Origin of the sequence: uncultured Psychroserpens sp. (assembly GCF_947501425.1) — a bacterium.
Taxonomy (GTDB): Bacteria; Bacteroidota; Bacteroidia; order Flavobacteriales; family Flavobacteriaceae; genus Psychroserpens.
The window spans coordinates 266,242-286,959 of record NZ_CANMVN010000006.1 but is presented as its reverse complement, the minus strand read 5'-3'; the positions used below and the strand labels follow the sequence as shown (position 1 = coordinate 286,959).

Below are 20,718 nucleotides of genomic sequence, written 5' to 3'. Positions count from 1 at the left end.
TGAAGGATCAGTAGATTCTGTACATTCAACCGTTGCATCAGCAGGAATCGTTAATGTTGGCGCAGTGGTATCAACTACAGATATGGTTTGTGTATCAGACACCGAATTTCCACAGTCATCAGTAGCAGTCCATGTTCTTGTGATTGTTTGTGTATTTCCACACGCATCAACAGCTGAATCAGTAAAAGTTACTGTTACATTTCCGCAGGTATCAGTAGCTGTTGCATTACCAGTAGCTGAAGGATCAGTAGATTCTGTACATTCAACCGTTGCATCAGCAGGAATCGTTAATGTTGGCGCAGTGGTATCAACTATAGATATGGTTTGTGTATCAGAAACCGTATTTCCACAGTCGTCCGTAGCAGTCCATGTTCTTGTAATTGTTTGTGTATTTCCACACGCATCAATAACTGAATCAGTAAATGTTACTGTAGCATTTCCGCAAGTGTCAGTAGCTATGGCATTACCAGTATCAGCTGGATCAGTAGATTCTGTACATTCAACCGTTGCATCAGCAGGAATCGTTAATGTTGGCGCAGTGGTATCAACTATAGATATGGTTTGTGTATCAGAAACCGTATTTCCACAGTCGTCCGTAGCAGTCCATGTTCTTGTAATTGTTTGTGTATTTCCACACGCATCAATAACTGAATCAGTAAATGTTACTGTAGCATTTCCGCAAGTGTCAGTAGCTATAGCATTACCAGTATCAGCTGGATCAGTAGATTCTGTACATTCAACTGTTGTATCAGCAGGAATCGTTAATGTTGGCGCATTTGTATCTCTAACTGTAATAATTTGTGTATCAGACACCGAATTCCCACAATCATCAGTAGCAGTCCAAGTTCTTGTAATTGTTTGTGTATTTCCACACGCATCAACAGCTGAATCAGTAAATGTTACTGTAGTATTTCCGCAAGTGTCAGTAGCTGTTGCGTTACCAGTAGCTGAAGGATCAGTAGTTTCTGTACATTCAACCGTTACATTAGCAGGAATCGTTAATGTTGGCGCAGTGGTATCAACTACAGATATGGTTTGTGTATCAGAAACCGTATTTCCACAATCATCAGTAGCAGTCCAAGTTCTTGTCATTGTTTGTGTATTTCCACATGCATCAACAGCTGAATCAGTAAATGTTACAGTAGCGTTTCCACAAGTGTCAGTAGCTGTTGCGTTACCAGTAGCTGAAGGATCAGTAGTTTCTGTACATTCAACCGTAGCATCAGCAGGAATGGTTAGTGTAGGAACTGTTGTATCTTCAATAGTGATTGTTTGTATATCAGACACAGAATTTCCACAATCATCAGTAGCCGTCCATGTTCTTGTGATGACTTCTGTGTTTCCGCAAGCATCAACAGATGTATCAGAATATGTTACAGTTACATTTCCGCAAGTGTCAATAGCTGTTGCGTTACCAGTATCAGCTGGGTCAGTAGATTCTGTACATTCAACCGTAGCATCAGCAGGAATGGTTAGTGTAGGAACTGTTGTATCTTCAATAGTGATTGTTTGTATATCAGACACAGAATTTCCACAATCATCAGTAGCCGTCCATGTTCTTGTGATGACTTCTGTGTTTCCGCAAGCATCAACAGATGCATCAGAATATGTTACAGTTACATTTCCGCAGGAATCAGTAGCAGTGGCTTCACCTGTATTAGGAGGCGTTGTATCTTCACCACACTCTCTTATTTTATTTGGAGGAATAATCAATGTTGGAGCAGTGGTATCAACAACACTAATGGTTTGTGTATCTGAAGCTGCATTACCACAATCATCAGTAGCTGTCCAGGTTCTTGTAATGGTCATTGTGTTTCCGCAAGCAGCATCAACAGCATCATCAAATGTTATTGTTACATTTCCGCAAGAATCAGTAGCAGTTGCATTACCAGTATCGGCAGGATCTGTACTTTCGGTACATTCTACAGAAACATCACTAGGAAGAGTAAGTGTAGGTGCTACAGTATCAGTAACTGTTATTGTTTGTGTATCTGAAGTAGCATTTCCACAAGTATCAGTAGCAGTCCATGTTCGAGTAATGATTTTACTATCACCACAATTAGTCACAGTTACATCAGTAAAAGTGATATCAACATTACCACAATTATCAGTTCCAGTGGCATAGCCAGTAGCTGAAGGTGCTATGTTTCCATTTTGAGAGCACTCAATAGTTACATCTTCAGGAACAACAATTGTAGGTGCTGAAGTGTCTATTATTGTTATAGTTTGAACATCAGAGACTGAATTATCACACTCATCAGTTAAAGTCCATGTTCTTGTAATTGTGTACTGATTATCGCAGCTTCCTGATGTAATTGTATCCACATATGTTGCTTGAAAATCTGGTGATGTTGAAGATGAAGTGCATCCATCACTTTCATCGGTTACATCTCCAACAACTTGCAAATCGTTTACATTCTGATCACATTGAATAGTAATATCAGCAGGTACCGTAAAAGAAGGAGCTGTAGTATCCTGAACATTAATAATTAAGGTTCTAATGGTTTCATTACCACATTCGTCAGTAGCTGTCCATGTTCTTTCTAAGGTATAATTGTTTTCACAATCACCATCAGTTCTTATTTCTTCAAATGTTACAGTTGCACTACCACATTCGTCAGTAGCTGTCAACGTTTCCGCAGGTTCTAAATCAGTACATTCTACTGTTATTTCATCAGTTGTGGTTTCTGGATTCGTATAGTTAGAAATACACGAGAATTCTATACTGTGTTGTCTTCCTGATCCTGAAACGTTATCTCTTCTTGCTTCAATACCTAATCTAAACATATACGAAGAGGCATTAATGTTTCTTGTTGTGATATTAGCTTCTGGGTTTACATTAGTAACTCCTGGATATTCAGATGTTCCAGCGGTAGCTACAATCCATTCTCCTTCCTCAGTAACAGTAAGGTCTGTTGGGTCGTTCACAGTGTAACTTGTTGAGAATTGTGTCCAGTTAACCTCACCAAAATTTGAATTACCATCAATATCATTGAAGTTGGTATAAAATTCTGGTAAACTCACAGGTGTTGATGTATTAGCTTGTACAAAATCAATTCTATATTCTGTGTAAGCACGGTCACCAGATGTTACAATATTAAATGCTGTTCTGGGTTTTAAGGCATTAGGATCAGTTCCATTATTATCATCTAAGACAGGAACTGTTGTGTTTACAGTTGCTACTATTGTAAGTAGTGCATCGATATCAGTTGATACATCGCTAAATCTAAAAGTTTCCCCTTCTAGAAAGGTTGAATTATTACCATCACCGGTTTCTTCTTGATAATTGTTAAATGATAATATTGGTACATTGACACATGAGGATATATCATTATTTGCATCAGAAGGAAAACCAACTAAACTAGGACCAACAGTATCTTCGATAGTAAATGTAGCTGTAGTACTTGTTGCATTTCCACAGTCATCAGTTGCTGTAAAGGTTACAGTAGCTGATCCAGTTTCACCACAACCATCTGATAGTTGTGTAAAATCGTTTGTCCATGTTACATCTCCGCAGTTATCAACAGCAAATGCATTTGCATTAGTTGTTAACCAATTGTCTAGAGCAGTCTGGCTGTCTTCATTACATTGAACTGTAAGATCAAGTGCAGCAGCATCTAATGTAGGAGGTGTAGTATCTTCAACAAAAATGTTTTGAACATATTCTTTAGTATCACCACAGGCATCAGTAAAGGTCCAAGTATTAGTATAAGAACCATTACTTGGGCAATTAGGATCTACATTAAACGTTCCAGATGTTTTAGTAATGGTCACATTACACTTATCCACTTCTGGTTCTAAATTTTGTGCGTTATTAAGAGCAGATGAATTAGAACACTCAACAGTAACATCTAATTCACCAGGAGCAGTTAGCCAATTAATTTCTGGTTGTACAACATCGATTTCCAATGGAAGTAGATCGCCTTGGTTACAATCTTTGATTGAAGCAGAACTCAGGGTTGTTTGTTGATTAGGATTTTCAACGCCATTATAAGTTGCTATGAATTGTAATTCAAAATTTAAATCACAATTAGTTTCAAGAAAATAGCATTCATCTTTTATTTCGAGTTCGAACTCTACATCTGTTAAATTTCCACCTACATTGAACATGCCATCTTCAAAGCTGAAAACCAGTTCGTTGGTATTAGTGTCAAAAGTGTAGCTAACACCAGTTGGTAAATTATTAGCAATGACATTACCAATTTGATCAGGAAGTACTGATGATACGGTAAGATTTACGGCATCATCATTTCCTCGATTAAACATATCGAAATTAAACCCTAAGACTTCTCCAGGAACAGCAGGATTATTCCCTGATTCTAAAATTAGGTCAATAGGCGCCAAGTCTGGAGCCCATACTTCAACAGAAAATCCTAAAAGATATAATCCATAGGTTTCTTGATTTGATGTAAGCCTGAATGTTGCAGAGGTTTGGTTATTATCTATAATTGATGTTCCTGGGTTATCAAGTGGAAATATAGCAGCATCAAAACCAAGTGTATTAGTACTTGCTGGGTTTCTATCTGTAAAATTATTATTACCATTACTTGGTCCAACTGTAATTCTACTATTAAAAAAGTTATTCGCATCTCTTAGAGGTGCAGTAATATCAACAAAATTACCAGCTACATTTTGAATTTGCAGCATATCACCAGATAGGTCTTGGTCTCCTTCCAAAGCACCAATAATAACATCGGCTTCGACGTTACCAACAGGTACCGTTTGAAAACCATCAAAAACAATATCAAAATTGTTTGTTGATTGCGTTACTTGAGCATAACCGTCAAAAAGACTAATATTTTTGGATGGAAGTTTCGGACTCTCGTAAACAAAAACGATTTGCCATCCACCAGAGGTTCCGATAGTTGTTTGATCATGACCAGTAAGTCCGCCAGATTTTGCTTCTACATTAGCCACCTGATATTTACCATAAACATTATTTAAATTTTGTACTTGAGTAGTAATATCTTTAAAGCAGATATAGGGATCATTATCAATATGGACAGCTCTATCTCTTCCTCTGTAAATCACATCATCTGCAGTTAGAGTAGTATAGGTTGTTTCACCTGGAAGCATGAGTTTTATATCATTGTAATTCCAGTTAGGTTGATTTTCAGAATTGATATCATTTGTAGGTTCTCTATCTGCAGCAGCCCAATATAAATATACTTTCAACATTGACAAGCAGGCAAGTTGAGGCTCTGGGTTAGAAAAGTTTGCACTACTGGAATTGAATGTGGTATTATCATTATCGATATCCACATACACATTGTCGTTGAAATTGTGATTGCCTTGATTACCGTTGTAATCTGTGGTTGCAGTTCGCGATAGCATATTATTAGCAATCATTGATACATCACCTTTTACGTTTTCACTAAAACGAGGCTCAAATGTATCCAATACTTGTGCATTGGTGAAATAACCAAAGCAAAGCACAAGCAGTACAATAACAGTGTTCTTGGTATTATGATTAATAGCAGTTTTCATAAATACGTATTTAGTTTATAATTAACTATGACTAGTTAAACTTTGTAGGATCTGGGATTAATGGTTTTATATACAGCTTATTACTAGATAACAGACAAGCTACAAGTCTAATGTTACCAGTTTTATTTTCTATCATAAATTGTAACACATGTTGTGTGTAAGTATCTAATGCACTTAGACCAACAAGTATTACCTTAGTAATTCTTTTCATAGTATATTATTTAAACTATAATTGTTTCGCTATGCGATGTTTAAAAAAAATAAATATTTCTGAAAGGGTTTTTGTAGGCCTTGATCAGATAAATATATTTTAGTGAGGGAAGAACATTGGTAACCAATGCTTGGTAAATGGATATATTAATATATTTTTGATTTGGGGTCATTAAACATTAATTTAACTTAACAAATGAACTGATAACTAATACGTTTGACAAATATAAATGATAAAGAGGGCAAAATACTCGTTAAAACGGAATTATGCAACATTTTATCGATAAAAAATGCATTTAATCGAATATATATATGAAAACACTAATACTCGTTAGACACGCAAAATCATCATGGGAATTTGATGTGAGTGATAAAGAAAGACCATTAAAAAAAAGAGGATTTAATGATGCACACTTGGTTTCTAATGCATTTAAAGATAAAGTTTTAGCTCCTGATATGGTGTTTTCAAGCCCTGCAAATCGAGCGCTTTCAACTTGTAAGATTTTTTTGAAAAATTTAGAGGTCTCCACTGAAAAATTGTCTATTGTAGAGGATCTTTATGATTTTGGAGGTGAAAGTGTTATTAATTTCCTCAAAAATTTAAGTGAAAATTATAAAAATGTTATGATTTTTGGACATAATCATGCTTTCACATCTATTTGCAATATATTTGGTGATAAATTTATTGATAACCTACCCACAAGTGGTTTGGTAGTTATAGATTTTGATATTGAATCATGGTCAGTTATTGGAAGTGGAACTACAAGATTGACAATTTTCCCAAGAGATTTAAAACAATGACAAAAGACAAGAATAGTTATATAAATAGAGAGCTAAGCTGGCTTCAATTTAATGAGCGAGTGTTACAAGAAGCTGCAGATGAAAGTGTTCCTTTAATTGAACGCTTTCGTTTTTTAGGAATTTTTTCAAATAATCTGGATGAATTCTTCAAAGTGCGATATGCCACTATAAAACGAATTGATGAAGCGGGAAAAGGAGGTAAAAGTCAATTAGGAATAAAGGCAGCAGATCTTCTTGAAATTATTACTCAGGTTGTAATTAAACAGCAAACTAAAAGTTTGGATATCTTAAGTAATATCCAGAAAAAGCTTGAAGATGAGAACATATTTATTATCAATGAAACTCAAGTTGATGAAGACCTGCATCCATTCATAAAAAATTATTATTTGCAACAGGTAAGTCCGGCTTTAGTAACCATCATACTTAATGATCATGTAGAATTACCATTGCTAAAAGATAGCGCTGCCTATTTAGCTGTAAAAATGGAGTTAACTACTGGAGATAAGCAATTTGCATTAATAGAAATACCTAAATCAATGGATCGTTTTGTTGTGCTTCCAGAGAAAGATGGTAAGAATTTTATAATGATTCTTGATGACTTACTACGATATTGTTTGAATGATATTTTTAACATTTTTAACTACACAAGTATTACTGCCAATATGATAAAAATTACCAGAGATGGTGAATTGGATTTTGATAGTGATCTCAGTAAGAGTTTTATTGAAAAAATATCTGATAGTGTAAAAGATCGCCAAATTGGAGATCCTGTGCGTTTTGTTTATGATAAAACAATTGATCTTGAAACTCTTGAGTATCTCATGAGTAAAATGGGTATTGATTCAAAAGATAGTGTGATTCCAGGTGGTAGATATCATAACAGACGAGATTATATGGGGTTTCCAAGTTTGGGAAGAACAGATCTATTGTATGACAAAATAACACCATTACAAATTAAAGGGTTGAGTTTGGAAAACAGTATTTTTAATACCATCGCCAAGCAAGACTATTTACTACATACGCCATATCAAACCTTCTCTTATGTAGTGAAGTTTTTACGTGAAGCCGCTCTGGATCCACAAGTAAAAACCATTAAGATTACCATTTATCGATTGGCTCAGATCTCACACATAGCAAGTTCTTTGATTAATGCTGCTAAGAATGGAAAAAAAGTAACTGTTGTTATTGAGCTTAGAGCACGTTTTGACGAACAGGCAAATATTGATTATGCTGAGCAAATGCAGGATGAAGGTGTTGACATGTTATTTGGTGTATCTGGATTAAAAGTTCACAGTAAAATTTGTCTGGTTGAGCGTGAAGAGGATAACATGATTAGACGTTACGGATTTGTGAGTACTGGTAACTTTAATGAATCTACAGCTAAAATTTATACAGACTTTACATTATTTACAGCAAACCAAAAAATACTAAAAGACCTTAATAAGGTATTTGGTTTCTTTCATACTAACTATCGTATACATCGTTATAAGCATATCATAACTTCTCCGCATTACACAAAATCAAAACTATTCACTTTGATTGATACTGAAATCGAAAATGTAAAGAGTGGAAAACCAGCATTTATTAAACTCAAATTGAATAGTATTTCCAGTTACAAAATGATCGATAAGCTTTATGAAGCGAGTAGAGCAGGAGTGAAAATTCAAATGATTGTAAGAGGTATATGTTGTCTGGTGCCTGGAATTAAAGGTATGAGTGAAAATATTGAAGTCATTAGTATCATTGATAAATTCCTAGAGCATACCCGATTATTTGTCTTCTGCAATGATAATGATCCTAAGGTTTATATATCTTCAGCAGACTGGATGACAAGAAATATTGAAAATAGAGTAGAAGTCAGTTGCCCTATTTATCAGGAGAATATCAAGCAAGAATTACTAGATATTTTTGATATTTGCTGGAATGACAATGTTAAAGCCAGAGTAATTGACAAAACCCAGAGTAATGAATATAAAAGAAATAATAATCCTAAAATAAGAGCACAATTTGCTCTATATGATTATTTTAAAGAAAAACTGAATTCTTAACATGCTAACCATAAAAAAATATGCAGCAATAGATATTGGCTCTAACGCTGTACGACTACTAATATCCAATATCATAGAACAAAAAGGACATCCAGTTAAGTTTAAAAAAAGCTCTTTAGTTCGTGTTCCTATCAGACTTGGATCTGATGTGTTTTTAAATGGTGAAATTTCCGAAGAAAACAAAAAGCGCATGTTAGATACTATGACAGCGTTTAATCTACTCATGAAGTCACATAAAGTAGTCACCTACAAAGCATGTGCTACCTCTGCCATGAGAGAAGCTGATAATGGTGTTGAGATTGCAGATTTAATTTCGAAGACAGCTAATATACATATAGACATTATTGATGGAGAGGAAGAAGCTGCTATTATTGCAGCCACTGATCTTCATTCCTATATAAAAGAGGATAAAACGTATTTATATGTTGATGTAGGAGGAGGAAGTACTGAGTTTTCTGTATTTCACCACGGAAAAACTGTAGCCTCAAGATCGTTTAAAATTGGGACAGTAAGATTATTGAATGACATTGTTAAGAAAGAAACCTGGTCAGATCTTGAACATTGGATAAAAGCGAACACTAAAGGTTATGATAAAGTAGACCTTATAGGTTCTGGAGGTAACATTAATAAGATATTTAAAATATCTGGCAAAGCGTTGGGTAAACCTTTAACCTATTTTTATTTAACGACCTATTACAATAAACTACAGACGTATTCTTACGAAGAGCGTATTACAGAATTAGAGCTTAATCAAGATAGAGCAGATGTTATTATTCCTGCAACACGCATCTATTTATCAGCTATGAAATGGAGTGGAGCCAAAGATATTTATGTTCCAAAAATTGGATTATCCGATGGTATTATTAAAAGTGTTTATTACAATACAGTTTCAAGTGTAAATATCTAATCATTAGTGATTTCGGCGTATTTTTAAGCCTAATAGCTAATATTTATTTCGTATTTTTAATTTTCATTATATATTAGCCAACTCAAATTTATACTATAAACAAGTGTGATTTATATACTAATTTCTCTGAAACGAGAACCCTAATACAATCTTTATGAAATCAACAGTACTTACTTTTTTATTTATTGCTTTTACAACACTATCTTTTTCGCAAGAGGTGAGTTATGGTGTTAGAGGCGGTCTTAATATTTCTAATCTGGATTTTGATCCTGATGCTACTTTTACAAATCAACATAGAAATGGTTTCGCTTTTGGAGGATTTGTAGATTATGGAATTACAGAAAACTTTTCTGCTTATTTAGAAATTCAATATTCTGCTGAAGGAGGTAAAGCCGACGAATTAAGAGCAGATTACATTCAATTGCCAATCATGGCGCGTTTTGCAATTGGTGATAAGTTTACTCTAGGAGTTGGGCCTATGGCTAGTTTAAAAACATGGAAAAATCAAGACGGTTTTTCTACGTTTACATTTTCCGGAGTTGGCGGTGTTGAATATATGATAAATGATGAATTGTTTATTGATGCTCGTGTACACTACGGATTAAGCAATATTCTAGATAAGGACTTAACTGATCTTGAAGCTCAGAATACAACCTTCCAATTTGGATTCGGGATTAAGATTTAATAAACAAACTACAAATTATAAAAAAAGCCTTATCAAATAATGATAAGGCTTTTTTTATGCGCTTTGTTTTATTCTTTGATGAATTTTATAGTTTCAGAACTTTTAGCTTTATTAAAAACTTTTAGAAAGTATAAACCAGATTTAAGTTGTGAAATATCTATCTGATCAGTATTGAGGTTTCCGCTTGCAATTAGTTGCCCAGTAATAGAAAATAATTCATAAGTATGCTCAGTCAAAAGTGATTGTGAGCTTATGAGATTGATAGTATTGTTTACCGGATTTTCTTTTAATTGAATTTGAAATGGTTGAGCATAATTATCATCAATAGAAAGCACTTGTCTACCATAAACAGCTACATTTCCGTTGGAAAGATTAGTAATCACTAGTGACATATCATCGCCTGTGCCAGTTATCTCATAGTTGAGTTCTGTTATCTCGCTCGTTGATAGCACAGAATTAAAATATAAATTTTCAAAATTATTTTCTTCAACTGTATCACATGGATCTCCAAGTGTTGTTCCAAAGAACGCTATGTTGAATGTCTGTTGAGGATTATAGTAGTAATCGCCAACATAACCTGTACAAATGGCAAAACCGTCAAAATGTAAGCCAGAATTATTAATGGAAGTGTCAAAATTTATAGTGGCTGCCGAAAGACCAGGATTGAATATTTGATTTGAATTTACTACTAAATAATGTAAAAACCAATCCCCTAACATATCAGGGGTTTGTTGGATTCTATTAAACGTAGCATAATTAGAGTTATCGGTATTTGTTAGCTGTAAAATCGCATTATTTCCTGTGCCTGTGATTTGATAGCTAAGTGTGGTTTCATTAACAAAACCTAGTACATCATCGATGTAGGATGATGAAAATGCATCGGTATTATCATCATCGCAAAAATTAAGTGTGGTTGAAAAATCTAACTTGGTAATGGTATTGTTGTCTCCTGCAATATAACTTCCAAAAAAATCATTGCAGCTTAAACCTGTATATTCAAGTCCTGTAGATGTACTATTTGTTGTAAATGAAATTTTTGGTTGACCATCACCATATTGCGCATTATATCTATTCAAACCTCCAACGTTAGTTGCAGTTAAATACCATGTGGTTTGTAGTTCGTTTACTGGTGGTGTTATTGGTTGCTCTCCAAATACTAATACCTCACCAATGGTATTGGTTAATGTGAGTGTTGAACCATCTGGTGATAGGTCATAACTAAACGGACCATTATCATTATTTCCTAACACAGAAAAATATAAGGGCTCATAAGTATTGTCATCACAAACCTCTAAAGTTTGATAGTCCACAAATATTCTGAATTCATTTTCGTTGGTCCAATACACATTATGTGCTCCAAACAATTCATTACAGCCTCCAAAGGCATTCACATCAAAAAGTTCAAATAAGATAGTTGACCCAGTTCCTAAATTTAGTGTTGGTAATATGTCTGTTGATACATTGACAATGCCATCGATAGTCTCCACGCTATGAGAATACCATGTCTTATCAAAGATGGTAGTTGTAGGAGCTTCCTTTCCATACACTATAAAGTCACCATTTGCGTTGATCAATGTGAGTTCTTGGTCTAATCCTTCTCCAGAGATTGCATATGTAATACTTTTACTTGTGCCAGAGCCGTCTGGCGACAATATATCTCTTGTTTTGCTCCAGTAATAGTCAACAACGTTATTACCATCACATGACGCAGATTCGCCTAATAAAATAAATGATATTGTATTATTGTCGAAAGCCGTATAGTCTCCAAAAAAGAAGCCGCATCCTGAATTACCATTGTATTCGTAAGTGCAATAAGGCGATAAGTTATCCATGAATTGAATAAATAAATCACCAAAATAGTTGTCATGTTGTGCACCGTCTGTGTTGATATGTTGTAAATACCACGTATCAATTAAGTTGGTCTCTATTGATGGGTTTTGCTGGGTGAAATAGCCAGTAACTTCAGTAGGAACATCATCAATAATTACAACATAATTAAGCTCTAAAGTGGTAATATTACCATTTTGAGTAATCTCATAAGAGATAGTTTTATTTTCATCTATCTCGCCGTCTAAAAGATTGTGTGTGGCAATTTCAAACCCTTGGTTGTCGTCTAAACAAACCTCTGGATTCCAGAAATCTCCGGTAATATCAAACGAATTATCAGTAAGGGATGCCAAATAAGGTATTCCATTTACACTACCGCAAAAACCGTCTAAATACATCATATTTGCTTCAGAACAAAATTTTAGATTAATACTGTAAGTCGGATTTTCCAACAATACATCATAATTAAAGATAGACTCCATCACCCAATCACCATTCAGTTCTTCTTGAGCTTGAGAATTGAAGACGCATAATAAAAATAAAACCGGTAAGTACAAATATTTCATAGTGAACATATAACTCACTACAATGTAAGAAATTTAACCATGAATTGTTTCTTTTTTACTCAAATCTTTCATAATGTCTGCTTCAAAATCAAGGAGTTGCTGCCATTTTTTATTCACCTCTTGTCTGTCGCCATATTGTCTAGCAAATCCTAAAAACATGGTGTAATGGTTAGCTTCACTTACCATGAGTTTTCTATAAAACTCAGCCAGTTCTTTATCTTTTAATTCTTCAGATAACAATCTAAAACGTTCACAGCTTCTAGCTTCAATCAAAGCTGCATATAATAAGCGGTGCACAAGTTGTGTTGTCCTGCTTCCGCCTTTAGGAAAGAATTTCAGGAGTTGTATGACATACTCATCTTTACGATCACGACCAAGCACCCAGCCTCTGGCAATGATCTTATCGTGTACCATTTTAAAATGACTAATCTCTTCCTTGACAAGTGCAGTCATTTCTCTTACTAGATCTGTGTATTCAGGGAAGCTTACAATTAGAGATATAGCAGTACTTGTGGCTTTTTGCTCGCAATAAGCATGATCTGTAAGAATCTCTTCAATGTTCTTTTCGACGATATTGACCCATCGAGGATCTGTAGGTAATTTTAATCCTAACATATTAACTATGATCTTCAATTAATGTTAAACGTTCATTTCCCAGTTGGTCAATTCGTATTTCGTAAAGTTTATAGGTTTCATCTTTTGGATTGATGAATGAAATGCCTAAAGATAACGTCTTCGTACTGGATAATTCCTCATTGACCCAAACATGTTCAAGTGTTGCGTTGGTCCAAAATTTATCTGAATTTAACCGACTAAAATTTGCTGCGGAAATATGAGAATTATAGATGACTTTATCTGCTATAGAAACTAAAATATCAGATTCAAAAGTACGATGAAATTGGGATGTTTTTTTAAGTTGTTTTGTAGATGTATTCATAAAGATTCCACGATCCATTGATGAGTAATTCTTTATGTTTACATGGAACGTATTGGAGATGATGGAATCTGTTTTTATTTCTGTATAACTTTCAGGATAGTAATTAGTTGCATTGTTAGACTTAATATTTTTGTTGAATTGAATAATTGCTTTTTCTAATCGATCTTTTTTACTTGTTCTAGAGTCACAAGACATAAAGATGAGTGTTAGAATACACGGAATTATAAACCATACTTTTTTCATCATAAATCTATTAAATATCTAAGCCAAATGTTTTTCTTAAGACTTCAATATTAGCATTTTTTTCTTTTAATTTTTCATACTTCTCCTGAGTTGTAAACGCATATTTTTTTGAAATCTCTTCATTGACTTTAATGTCGAGTTTTAAATCAAAATTTTGAAGTGATTTTCTAACAAATTCCATCAAAGGATATTGGGCTCGCTCAAGCTCTACTTTTAGTGTTTCATTAGGAAATGCTAATTGAATATCTGTTCCATTTAATTTTGGTTTATCCATTTCTAATATAGAGGCCATAATTTTTTCACCTTTTTTATGAAGTTGAGCAATGTAGGCGTTCCATGTGTCATGAAATTGCTCTTCAGTAAACTCCTCGGTAGGAAGATCATCAACATCTATAATCACTTCCATTTGCTTGATTTGATGCTCTTTTTTTGCTCTAATACTTTTTAGTGAGAGTCCAGATGTGCGTTGGTCTTTCTTCAGATCTAGTACAGGTCGAGGAGGTTCAGCTGTTATAGGAGTATCTATAACTTCTTTTTCTAGTTCTTTTGTATCAGGTTGTGCTTCCTGTATAGATGGTTTTGAAGTAGTTGTCTTCGGAATTTCAACAGGAATAGGAGTGATGCCTTTTGCTTCGAAGTAAGATGGTGGAATTATGTAATGTTTACTGTTTTTTTTTTCTCCATCAAAAGTGATAGAGGCAAGCTGCATGAGGCATAATTCAACCAATAAGCGTTGATTTTTACTGCTTTTATACTTTAAATCACAGTCGTTAGCCAGTTGAATCCCTTTTATAAGGAAATCATGCGGTGCTTTTTTCGACTGTTCCTGATATTTGAGTTTAGTGTCTTCACCAACTTCGAGCAATTCAATAGTTTTTTCATTTTTACAGACTAGAAGATCTCTAAAATGCGATGCTAGTCCAGCAATATAATGATGACCATCAAATCCTTTTGATAAGGTATGATTGAATTGTATGAGTAGTTCCGGAATCTTATTTTCTAATATAAGATCTGTGCTCTTAAAGTAAGTGTCATAATCCAGGACATTCAAGTTTTCAGTTACGGCCTGTCTTGTGAGTTCTTTTCCTGAAAAGCTAACCACACGGTCAAATATGGATAATGCGTCACGCATAGCGCCATCTGCTTTTTGTGCTATAATATGTAATGCATCATCCTCAGCAATAACACCTTGCTCTTCAGCTATATATTTTAAATACGCTTTCGCGTCTTTTACTGTAATTCTTTTAAAATCAAATATTTGACAACGTGATAATATTGTTGGAATGATTTTATGTTTTTCAGTAGTTGCGAGTATGAATATACAATGTTTTGGAGGTTCTTCTAAAGTCTTTAAAAATGCATTAAATGCCGCTTGAGACAGCATATGTACCTCATCAATGATATAGACTTTGTATTTTCCAACTTGAGGCGGAATTCTAACCTGATCGGTGAGACTTCTAATATCATCAACAGAATTATTTGAGGCAGCATCCAATTCGAAGATGTTAAACGCAAAATCTTCATCTTCAGTTTCACTACCATCACTATTAATCATCTTTGCTAAGATACGTGCACATGTGGTTTTACCAACACCACGCGGACCAGTAAATAAGAGGGCTTGAGCTAAATGATTATTCTCAATAGCATTTAATAAGGTATTTGTAATAGCTTGCTGACCAACAACATCCTTAAACGTTTGTGGTCTGTATTTTCGTGCTGATACTACAAAGTGTTCCATCAAATACTGAATTTCATTTAGTATTTTTCAATACCGAATATAACTTTAACAAAGTTAAAAATTAAGCATAAAAATAGGAATTATGAAGCTTGAATTTAAAAGGAGTTATTAACAATTAATTGTACTTTTGCCACAAGTAGATCGCCTTATCGCTGTCTCGATTTGTCGGGATGGAGGAAAGTCCGAACACCAGAGTGCAATCATAGTGGCTAACGGCCATCCACCGCAAGGTGAGGAAAAGTGCAACAGAAAGAATGTACAGGTTAAGCTGTAGTGAAATCAGGTAAACTCTATGAGGTGCAATGTCATGTATACTAACGCTTGAGCGCTGCACGTGCGATGTTAGAGGGTAGACAGCTAAAGTTTGCTGGTAACAGTAAACGTAGATAAATGATAAGGATTAAAGCTTTCGGGCTTTGATACAGAATTCGGCTTACAGATTTGCTTAAACATACAAAACCCTTTACATATCAAGATGTAAAGGGTTTGTTGTTTAATGATTTTCTTATACTAAGGTTAATTTTTAAACTTCTCCTAGTTTTTAGTTAGTAGGAGCAGGAATATAGCTTAGATCTGGACGTATCTCAGCCTCAACCTGATCGTATCTAAGTGCTAATTTAATGACATTGAACATTGTAGCCTGACCTTCATCTCCCATAGCGTCTCTATTGGCTAAACCACCTTGAGCGATTTCAATATCATCTTTACCTGCCACTGAAACCATAAAATAACTTTCTTCGCTACCAAATCCGCTGTGATAGACTTCATATCCATTTTTGATATTTTTAGCTTTAAATAGTGCTTTAACATTTGCCATAGCTTCTCTCATGGCTTTTCCGTCTTTTGGAGCATAGTAAATAAAATGATATTCGCGATGATTCTTACCTTCAGTGCTGTAGCCCTCAGGCATATAAGATAAATCATCAATACGATGTATAACTGAGTCACTATGCGAGTCATAACATTTGTTCATTTTCCCGAACATCTCGCCCAAAGCATCTTCTCCCATTTTCTCAGAAAGATTGCCCATAGGGTCCTTATCCAGATCTGCCATGTTATTGATTGGAGTTACGTAGACATAACGGCCATCCTCAACACTTATGGCGGTCCAACTTGCATCTTTAATACCGTGTTTTACACATTGATCTTTCAGGTTTTTAGCTTGTTCTTCATATTCAGGCATCATGTCAAATTTGACATTGTCTGTATGCACAGCAAACATGGTTGGTGCGTCTTGTGCATTTACAAAATTTAGTGCGAAAACTACAGCGCACATAATTACTAATCTTTGTTTAAGATTTTTCATAATTAATTGGTTTTTAGTTAATATGTTGATTGCATTAATAGCCGTTATCAACCATACTAAAAAGGATAGCACTGTAGAAGAGAGGATAAGCTATAGGTTAAATATGGGAGGATACCCAGAGTTGAAGACCTTCAAGTTAACGAAAAACTTTGATTAGGATTTATACTACAAAGAAATAGAGGAATGTTGTAAGATTTGAGGTGTTATTTACTAGTTTAGCAAATCAGGTATATTTACTCAAAAAAACTAAACATATTACCGCCGTAGCCTTTTGAGTGGGAATAGTGTTCAAGGTCTGATAGGTCAGTATGTTTGGAGTGTTCAACAATGAGTAATCCATCATTTTCTAATCTGTTATGATTAAATACCAGCTGTGGAATTTTAGCAAATTCTTCTTTTGGGAAATCGTAAGGAGGATCAGCAAAGATGATGGTATACTGCTGCTGTGTTTTTTCTAAGAATTTAAAAACATCACTCTTGATTGTGGAGATAGGCATATCAAAGCTTTCAGAGGTTTCATTTATAAATCTTATGCAACCGTAATTTTCGTCAACTGCAGTAATATGCTCTGTACCACGAGATGCAAACTCATAACTTATATTTCCTGTTCCTGAAAAGAGGTCTAAAACTGAAATATCATCGAAATAGTATTGGTTATTCAAAATATTGAATAAAGACTCTTTTGCCATATCAGTAGTAGGTCTTACGGGAAGCTTTTTAGGAGCAGTGATACGACGACCTTTATATAAACCTGAGATGATTCGCATTAATTGAAGCTATTTAAAATAATGAAATTATTATGACCTGTGTCTTTTGTTTCTTTCGTATCGTTATTGAAACTATAATTTGGAATTATAAAATCAACAAATCTAATATACTTGTAAACAATGGTGAACAATTCGTCATCTTTTTCAATGCGACCGGATAGTACTGTTTTTAGAGTTTCAGTATTTAAATTTAATTGTTCGACAGTGAATAATATATAATAGATGAAATCTTCTTTAGTTGAATAATCAAAAGTATTATAAAACACTAATTTATGGTCTTTAAGACAAATGATTTCAAAAGTAGAAGTATTAACATTGATATGCATTTTGGTAGCACTGTCATTGGTATTAAGCTGAAGAACAGACTCTATAAGTACAGTTGAAGAGTGTTTATAATCAAAACTACCAAACGTATCAAAAATATAATTGTTGATATTCACTAAGGGTACGTATACATTCATACTTTCGTTGGCAGGAAGCGTATCGTAGCTTATGTAATCGGTCTTTAAAATCTTGGCATTGAACTTTAAATAGTCTGCTAAATTGTTTTCATCAAATAGATCTTTGGGAACAAGGCATGATAATTCGTTTTGGTAAATACAGACTACCGAATCAAAATTTTGTTCAAAATCAGAGTTTGATTCAATAATGACTTTTAAATTATTTAACAATTCAAAAGGCGTTGCTTTTTTTTCAAGATGTACATGCTTAAGTAGTTCAATAGTGTTGGTAGAACGATTAAGAATACAAAAAGAAAGTCCATTCAAACTAATTTGAATGGACAGTGCTTTTATGCTATTTGGTTTCAAAGGTTTAGTCTTTGCTTAGGTTTTTAGGCCAGTTACCTTTTGTATATGGCTCTTCCATTGAACCTACTTTGATTGTTGGTCCATTTACTTCATCTACTGAAACAACCTCTTTTTCTTTAGCTACTAGGTTGACATCTTGATCCCATAAGATAAGTGCTTTATCTACAGAGGCCTCAAACACAGGAATGTTTCCTTCTTCTAATCTACCAGCTTGTAATTTAAACTTAGTACCTTCTTTTGCATATGGAACATTCATCATAGACTTGTATCTGGCATCTGCTCCAAAGAGTGAATCTTTAACAGGAACAAAACCTAATGTGTCTATTACAACAATATCTTTAGTCATTTCTACACCACCAAAACGACGTGTTAATTCTTCATCAATAATTGTAGAATCTTTACGTTGTGTAATGGTAAATTTAGCAGTGTCAATAAACTTAACTAAATTGTCAAAACTTCCTGTAAATTCACCTGTAACTGTTCTGTGAGCTAATTCTGCATCTCTAATGTCTACTAATTTGGCAATAACAGTATCGTATCGCTCATTTTTTAGCTTATTAAATTTGATTTCGCCATATACAGACATGAACGTGATGTATCCTAAAAAGACGATTAAAGCCCATAATACTAAATTTAATAATGGCTTTAGTTTTTTAGGCACATACTTATCAATTAACCAAACAATACCAATTGTAAGTAAAATAAGGCCTACAACTACAAGAATTACATTTAACATAGTTAGTTTTTTTTATTTTGTTAAGGAGTTACGCAAATCTACAATTTTTTTTTGTTCGTTAAAATAATGTAGCTAAAAAACAATCAAAGGTGAAAGATATAAAATTACTTTCATATTATACAACAAATTTTGTAATGTAAAGAGATATAAAGCTAGCGCATTAAACCTTATATTGCGTTTTTAATTGTATCTCAGTTATATAGATGAACGCATCAGATTTCTATAAATTATTAATTCAAAAGTTTGCATTTGAACCTACTACCAAACAACGCATTGCACTTGAACAACTTTCTCAGTTTATATTTAATGATTCTCCCAATGCTTTATATCTTTTAAAAGGTTTTGCTGGAACTGGTAAAACGAGCATTATTGGGACTTTGGTCTCAAATTTATGGGAAACAAAAAAAAGTGCTGTATTGATGGCTCCAACAGGTAGAGCTGCAAAAGTAATTTCTAATTATTCAAAAAAAGAAGCGTTTACAATCCATAAGAAAATTTATTTTCCGAAGAAAGATAGAGGTGGAGGTGTTAAATTTGTATTGCAACCCAATAAGCATAGAAATACAATTTTTATTGTTGACGAAGCTTCTATGATTCCTGACATTCCTGCCGATTCTAAAAACTTTGAAAGTACATCATTGCTAGATGACCTCATGCAGTATGTGTATTCCGGACATAAATGTAAACTGTTATTAATAGGTGATAAAGCACAATTGCCTCCTGTAAAAGCCGATTTGTCTCCAGCGCTAAACCAAGATAAACTAGACTTAAATTATAATAAGATAGTGACTTCTATTGAGCTTGATGAAGTTGTAAGACAAAATATGGATTCTGGAATTTTGATCAACGCTACTCGCATTAGAGAAGTTTTAGAAAACGAATTCTTTGAGTCTTTTAAATTTGACCTTAAAGGTTTTGATGATATAATTAGACTGATAGATGGTCATGAAATTATGGATGCCATAAACGATTCTTACAGTGCTCACGGACATGAAGAAACTGCTATAATTGTGAGAAGTAATAAACGTGCTAACCTTTACAATCAACAAATAAGAAATAGAATAATATTCAATGAAAATGAACTTACAGTTGGTGATTTTTTAATGGTGGTGAAGAATAATTATTTCTGGATCAAGCCAACTACAGAAGCTGGCTTCATAGCAAATGGTGATATCATTCAGGTATTGGAGATTTTTTCTATAACATCGCTTTATGGTTTTCGCTTTGCTGAAGTTAAAGTTCAAATGGTAGATTATCCTAAAATGCGATCTTTTGAGACCGTTTTACTTTTAGATACCATAGAAGCTGAGACACCATCGCTTACTTACGACGATAGCAATCGTCTGTATCAGGAGGTGCAAAAAGATTATGAAGACGAAACTTCTAACTATAAGAAATTCTTAAAGATTAAGAACAATAAGCATTTCAATGCGCTTCAGGTTAAATTTTCATATGCAATCACTTGTCATAAGTCGCAAGGAGGACAATGGCATACCATTTTCGTAGAGCAACCTTACTTGCCTAATGGAATTGATCGGGATTATATGAGATGGCTTTATACAGCTGTGACAAGAGCAAAAGACAAATTATATCTTATTGGTTTTAAAGATGAATTTTTTGAAGAAGACTAATTTTTTATATCATTTTCAAG

Annotated in this window: 15 protein-coding genes and 1 other RNA gene; 6 read left to right on the top strand and 10 right to left on the bottom strand. The window is 34.0% G+C overall.

Annotation, left to right across the window (positions count from 1 at the left end):
* Both Q0951_RS11285 and Q0951_RS11280 read right to left on the bottom strand, forming a co-directional pair.
* A partial coding sequence (locus tag Q0951_RS11285) for a hypothetical protein (protein ID WP_299336895.1) occupies positions 1–5,487 on the bottom strand: 5,487 nt, incomplete at its 3' end.
* Positions 5,488–5,518: 31 nt separating this feature from the next.
* Entirely contained in the window at positions 5,519–5,698 is a 180-nt protein-coding gene (locus Q0951_RS11280; RefSeq protein ID WP_299336893.1) for a hypothetical protein, read from the bottom strand.
* Between the two features lie 311 nt (positions 5,699–6,009).
* On the opposite strand from Q0951_RS11280, the gene Q0951_RS11275 reads away from it, so the two are divergent.
* The 4 genes from Q0951_RS11275 to Q0951_RS11260 all read left to right on the top strand — a co-directional run bounded on the left by Q0951_RS11275 (position 6,010) and on the right by Q0951_RS11260 (position 10,138).
* Entirely contained in the window at positions 6,010–6,498 is a 489-nt protein-coding gene (locus Q0951_RS11275) for a histidine phosphatase family protein (protein ID WP_299336891.1), read from the top strand.
* Positions 6,495–8,546 carry a polyphosphate kinase 1 gene (ppk1, locus tag Q0951_RS11270; RefSeq protein ID WP_299336889.1) on the top strand — a complete coding sequence of 684 codons (2,052 nt, stop codon included), beginning with the start codon at positions 6,495–6,497 and terminating at the stop codon, positions 8,544–8,546. The genes Q0951_RS11275 and ppk1 overlap by 4 nt, the downstream gene beginning before the upstream one ends.
* Before the next feature lies 1 nt (position 8,547).
* Positions 8,548–9,453: a Ppx/GppA phosphatase family protein gene (locus Q0951_RS11265; RefSeq protein ID WP_299336887.1), complete on the top strand. Its 906-nt coding sequence runs from the start codon at positions 8,548–8,550 to the stop codon at positions 9,451–9,453.
* Between the two features lie 154 nt (positions 9,454–9,607).
* Positions 9,608–10,138, top strand: coding sequence for a porin family protein (locus Q0951_RS11260; RefSeq protein ID WP_299336885.1), 531 nt, complete (start codon positions 9,608–9,610; stop codon positions 10,136–10,138).
* Positions 10,139–10,206: 68 nt separating this feature from the next.
* Here the strand turns inward: Q0951_RS11260 and Q0951_RS11255 are convergent, their stop codons facing one another.
* From Q0951_RS11255 to dnaX, 4 genes are read right to left on the bottom strand one after another with little or no spacing between them, the layout of a single operon-like run.
* Positions 10,207–12,531: a T9SS type A sorting domain-containing protein gene (locus tag Q0951_RS11255; protein ID WP_299336883.1), complete on the bottom strand. Its 2,325-nt coding sequence runs from the start codon at positions 12,529–12,531 to the stop codon at positions 10,207–10,209.
* A 33-nt stretch (positions 12,532–12,564) separates the two neighbouring features.
* Complete coding sequence (locus Q0951_RS11250) at positions 12,565–13,146, bottom strand: tRNA-(ms[2]io[6]A)-hydroxylase (RefSeq protein WP_299336881.1); 582 nt, start codon at positions 13,144–13,146, stop codon at positions 12,565–12,567.
* Position 13,147: 1 nt separating this feature from the next.
* Complete coding sequence (locus Q0951_RS11245) at positions 13,148–13,711, bottom strand: hypothetical protein (RefSeq protein ID WP_299336879.1); 564 nt, start codon at positions 13,709–13,711, stop codon at positions 13,148–13,150.
* 10 nt (positions 13,712–13,721) lie between these two features.
* Entirely contained in the window at positions 13,722–15,449 is a 1,728-nt protein-coding gene (gene dnaX, locus Q0951_RS11240; RefSeq protein ID WP_299336877.1) for a DNA polymerase III subunit gamma/tau, read from the bottom strand.
* Between the two features lie 133 nt (positions 15,450–15,582).
* Between dnaX and rnpB the strand changes: the two genes are divergently transcribed.
* Positions 15,583–15,901: RNase P RNA component class A (gene rnpB / locus Q0951_RS11235), an RNA gene on the top strand.
* An 89-nt stretch (positions 15,902–15,990) separates the two neighbouring features.
* On the opposite strand, the gene Q0951_RS11230 is transcribed toward rnpB, so the two are convergent.
* From Q0951_RS11230 to Q0951_RS11215, 4 genes are all read right to left on the bottom strand, one after another.
* Positions 15,991–16,755 carry a hypothetical protein gene (locus Q0951_RS11230; protein WP_299336875.1) on the bottom strand — a complete coding sequence of 255 codons (765 nt, stop codon included), beginning with the start codon at positions 16,753–16,755 and terminating at the stop codon, positions 15,991–15,993.
* A gap of 233 nt (positions 16,756–16,988) precedes the next feature.
* Positions 16,989–17,522: an RsmD family RNA methyltransferase gene (locus Q0951_RS11225; RefSeq protein ID WP_299336873.1), complete on the bottom strand. Its 534-nt coding sequence runs from the start codon at positions 17,520–17,522 to the stop codon at positions 16,989–16,991.
* Entirely contained in the window at positions 17,522–18,331 is an 810-nt protein-coding gene (locus Q0951_RS11220; protein WP_299336871.1) for a DUF3822 family protein, read from the bottom strand. Before Q0951_RS11220 ends, Q0951_RS11225 begins: the two co-directional genes overlap by 1 nt.
* A gap of 4 nt (positions 18,332–18,335) precedes the next feature.
* Positions 18,336–19,067 (bottom strand): hypothetical protein, encoded by a 732-nt coding sequence (locus Q0951_RS11215; RefSeq protein WP_299336869.1) that lies wholly within the window; start codon positions 19,065–19,067, stop codon positions 18,336–18,338.
* A 203-nt stretch (positions 19,068–19,270) separates the two neighbouring features.
* Here Q0951_RS11215 and Q0951_RS11210 point away from each other — a divergent pair, with 203 nt between their 5' ends.
* Positions 19,271–20,698: an AAA family ATPase gene (locus Q0951_RS11210; RefSeq protein ID WP_299336867.1), complete on the top strand. Its 1,428-nt coding sequence runs from the start codon at positions 19,271–19,273 to the stop codon at positions 20,696–20,698.
* Positions 20,699–20,718 lie beyond the last annotated feature (20 nt).

Coding starts and splice junctions, on each gene's coding strand:
- Q0951_RS11280 (WP_299336893.1), bottom strand. CDS start 5,698: ATGAAAAGAATTACTAAGGTAATACTTGTTGGTCTAAGTGCATTAGAT.
- Q0951_RS11275 (WP_299336891.1), top strand. CDS start 6,010: ATGAAAACACTAATACTCGTTAGACACGCAAAATCATCATGGGAATTT.
- ppk1 (WP_299336889.1), top strand. CDS start 6,495: ATGACAAAAGACAAGAATAGTTATATAAATAGAGAGCTAAGCTGGCTT.
- Q0951_RS11265 (WP_299336887.1), top strand. CDS start 8,548: ATGCTAACCATAAAAAAATATGCAGCAATAGATATTGGCTCTAACGCT.
- Q0951_RS11260 (WP_299336885.1), top strand. CDS start 9,608: ATGAAATCAACAGTACTTACTTTTTTATTTATTGCTTTTACAACACTA.
- Q0951_RS11255 (WP_299336883.1), bottom strand. CDS start 12,531: ATGAAATATTTGTACTTACCGGTTTTATTTTTATTATGCGTCTTCAAT.
- Q0951_RS11250 (WP_299336881.1), bottom strand. CDS start 13,146: ATGTTAGGATTAAAATTACCTACAGATCCTCGATGGGTCAATATCGTC.
- Q0951_RS11245 (WP_299336879.1), bottom strand. CDS start 13,711: ATGAAAAAAGTATGGTTTATAATTCCGTGTATTCTAACACTCATCTTT.
- dnaX (WP_299336877.1), bottom strand. CDS start 15,449: ATGGAACACTTTGTAGTATCAGCACGAAAATACAGACCACAAACGTTT.
- Q0951_RS11230 (WP_299336875.1), bottom strand. CDS start 16,755: ATGAAAAATCTTAAACAAAGATTAGTAATTATGTGCGCTGTAGTTTTC.
- Q0951_RS11225 (WP_299336873.1), bottom strand. CDS start 17,522: ATGCGAATCATCTCAGGTTTATATAAAGGTCGTCGTATCACTGCTCCT.
- Q0951_RS11215 (WP_299336869.1), bottom strand. CDS start 19,067: ATGTTAAATGTAATTCTTGTAGTTGTAGGCCTTATTTTACTTACAATT.
- Q0951_RS11210 (WP_299336867.1), top strand. CDS start 19,271: ATGAACGCATCAGATTTCTATAAATTATTAATTCAAAAGTTTGCATTT.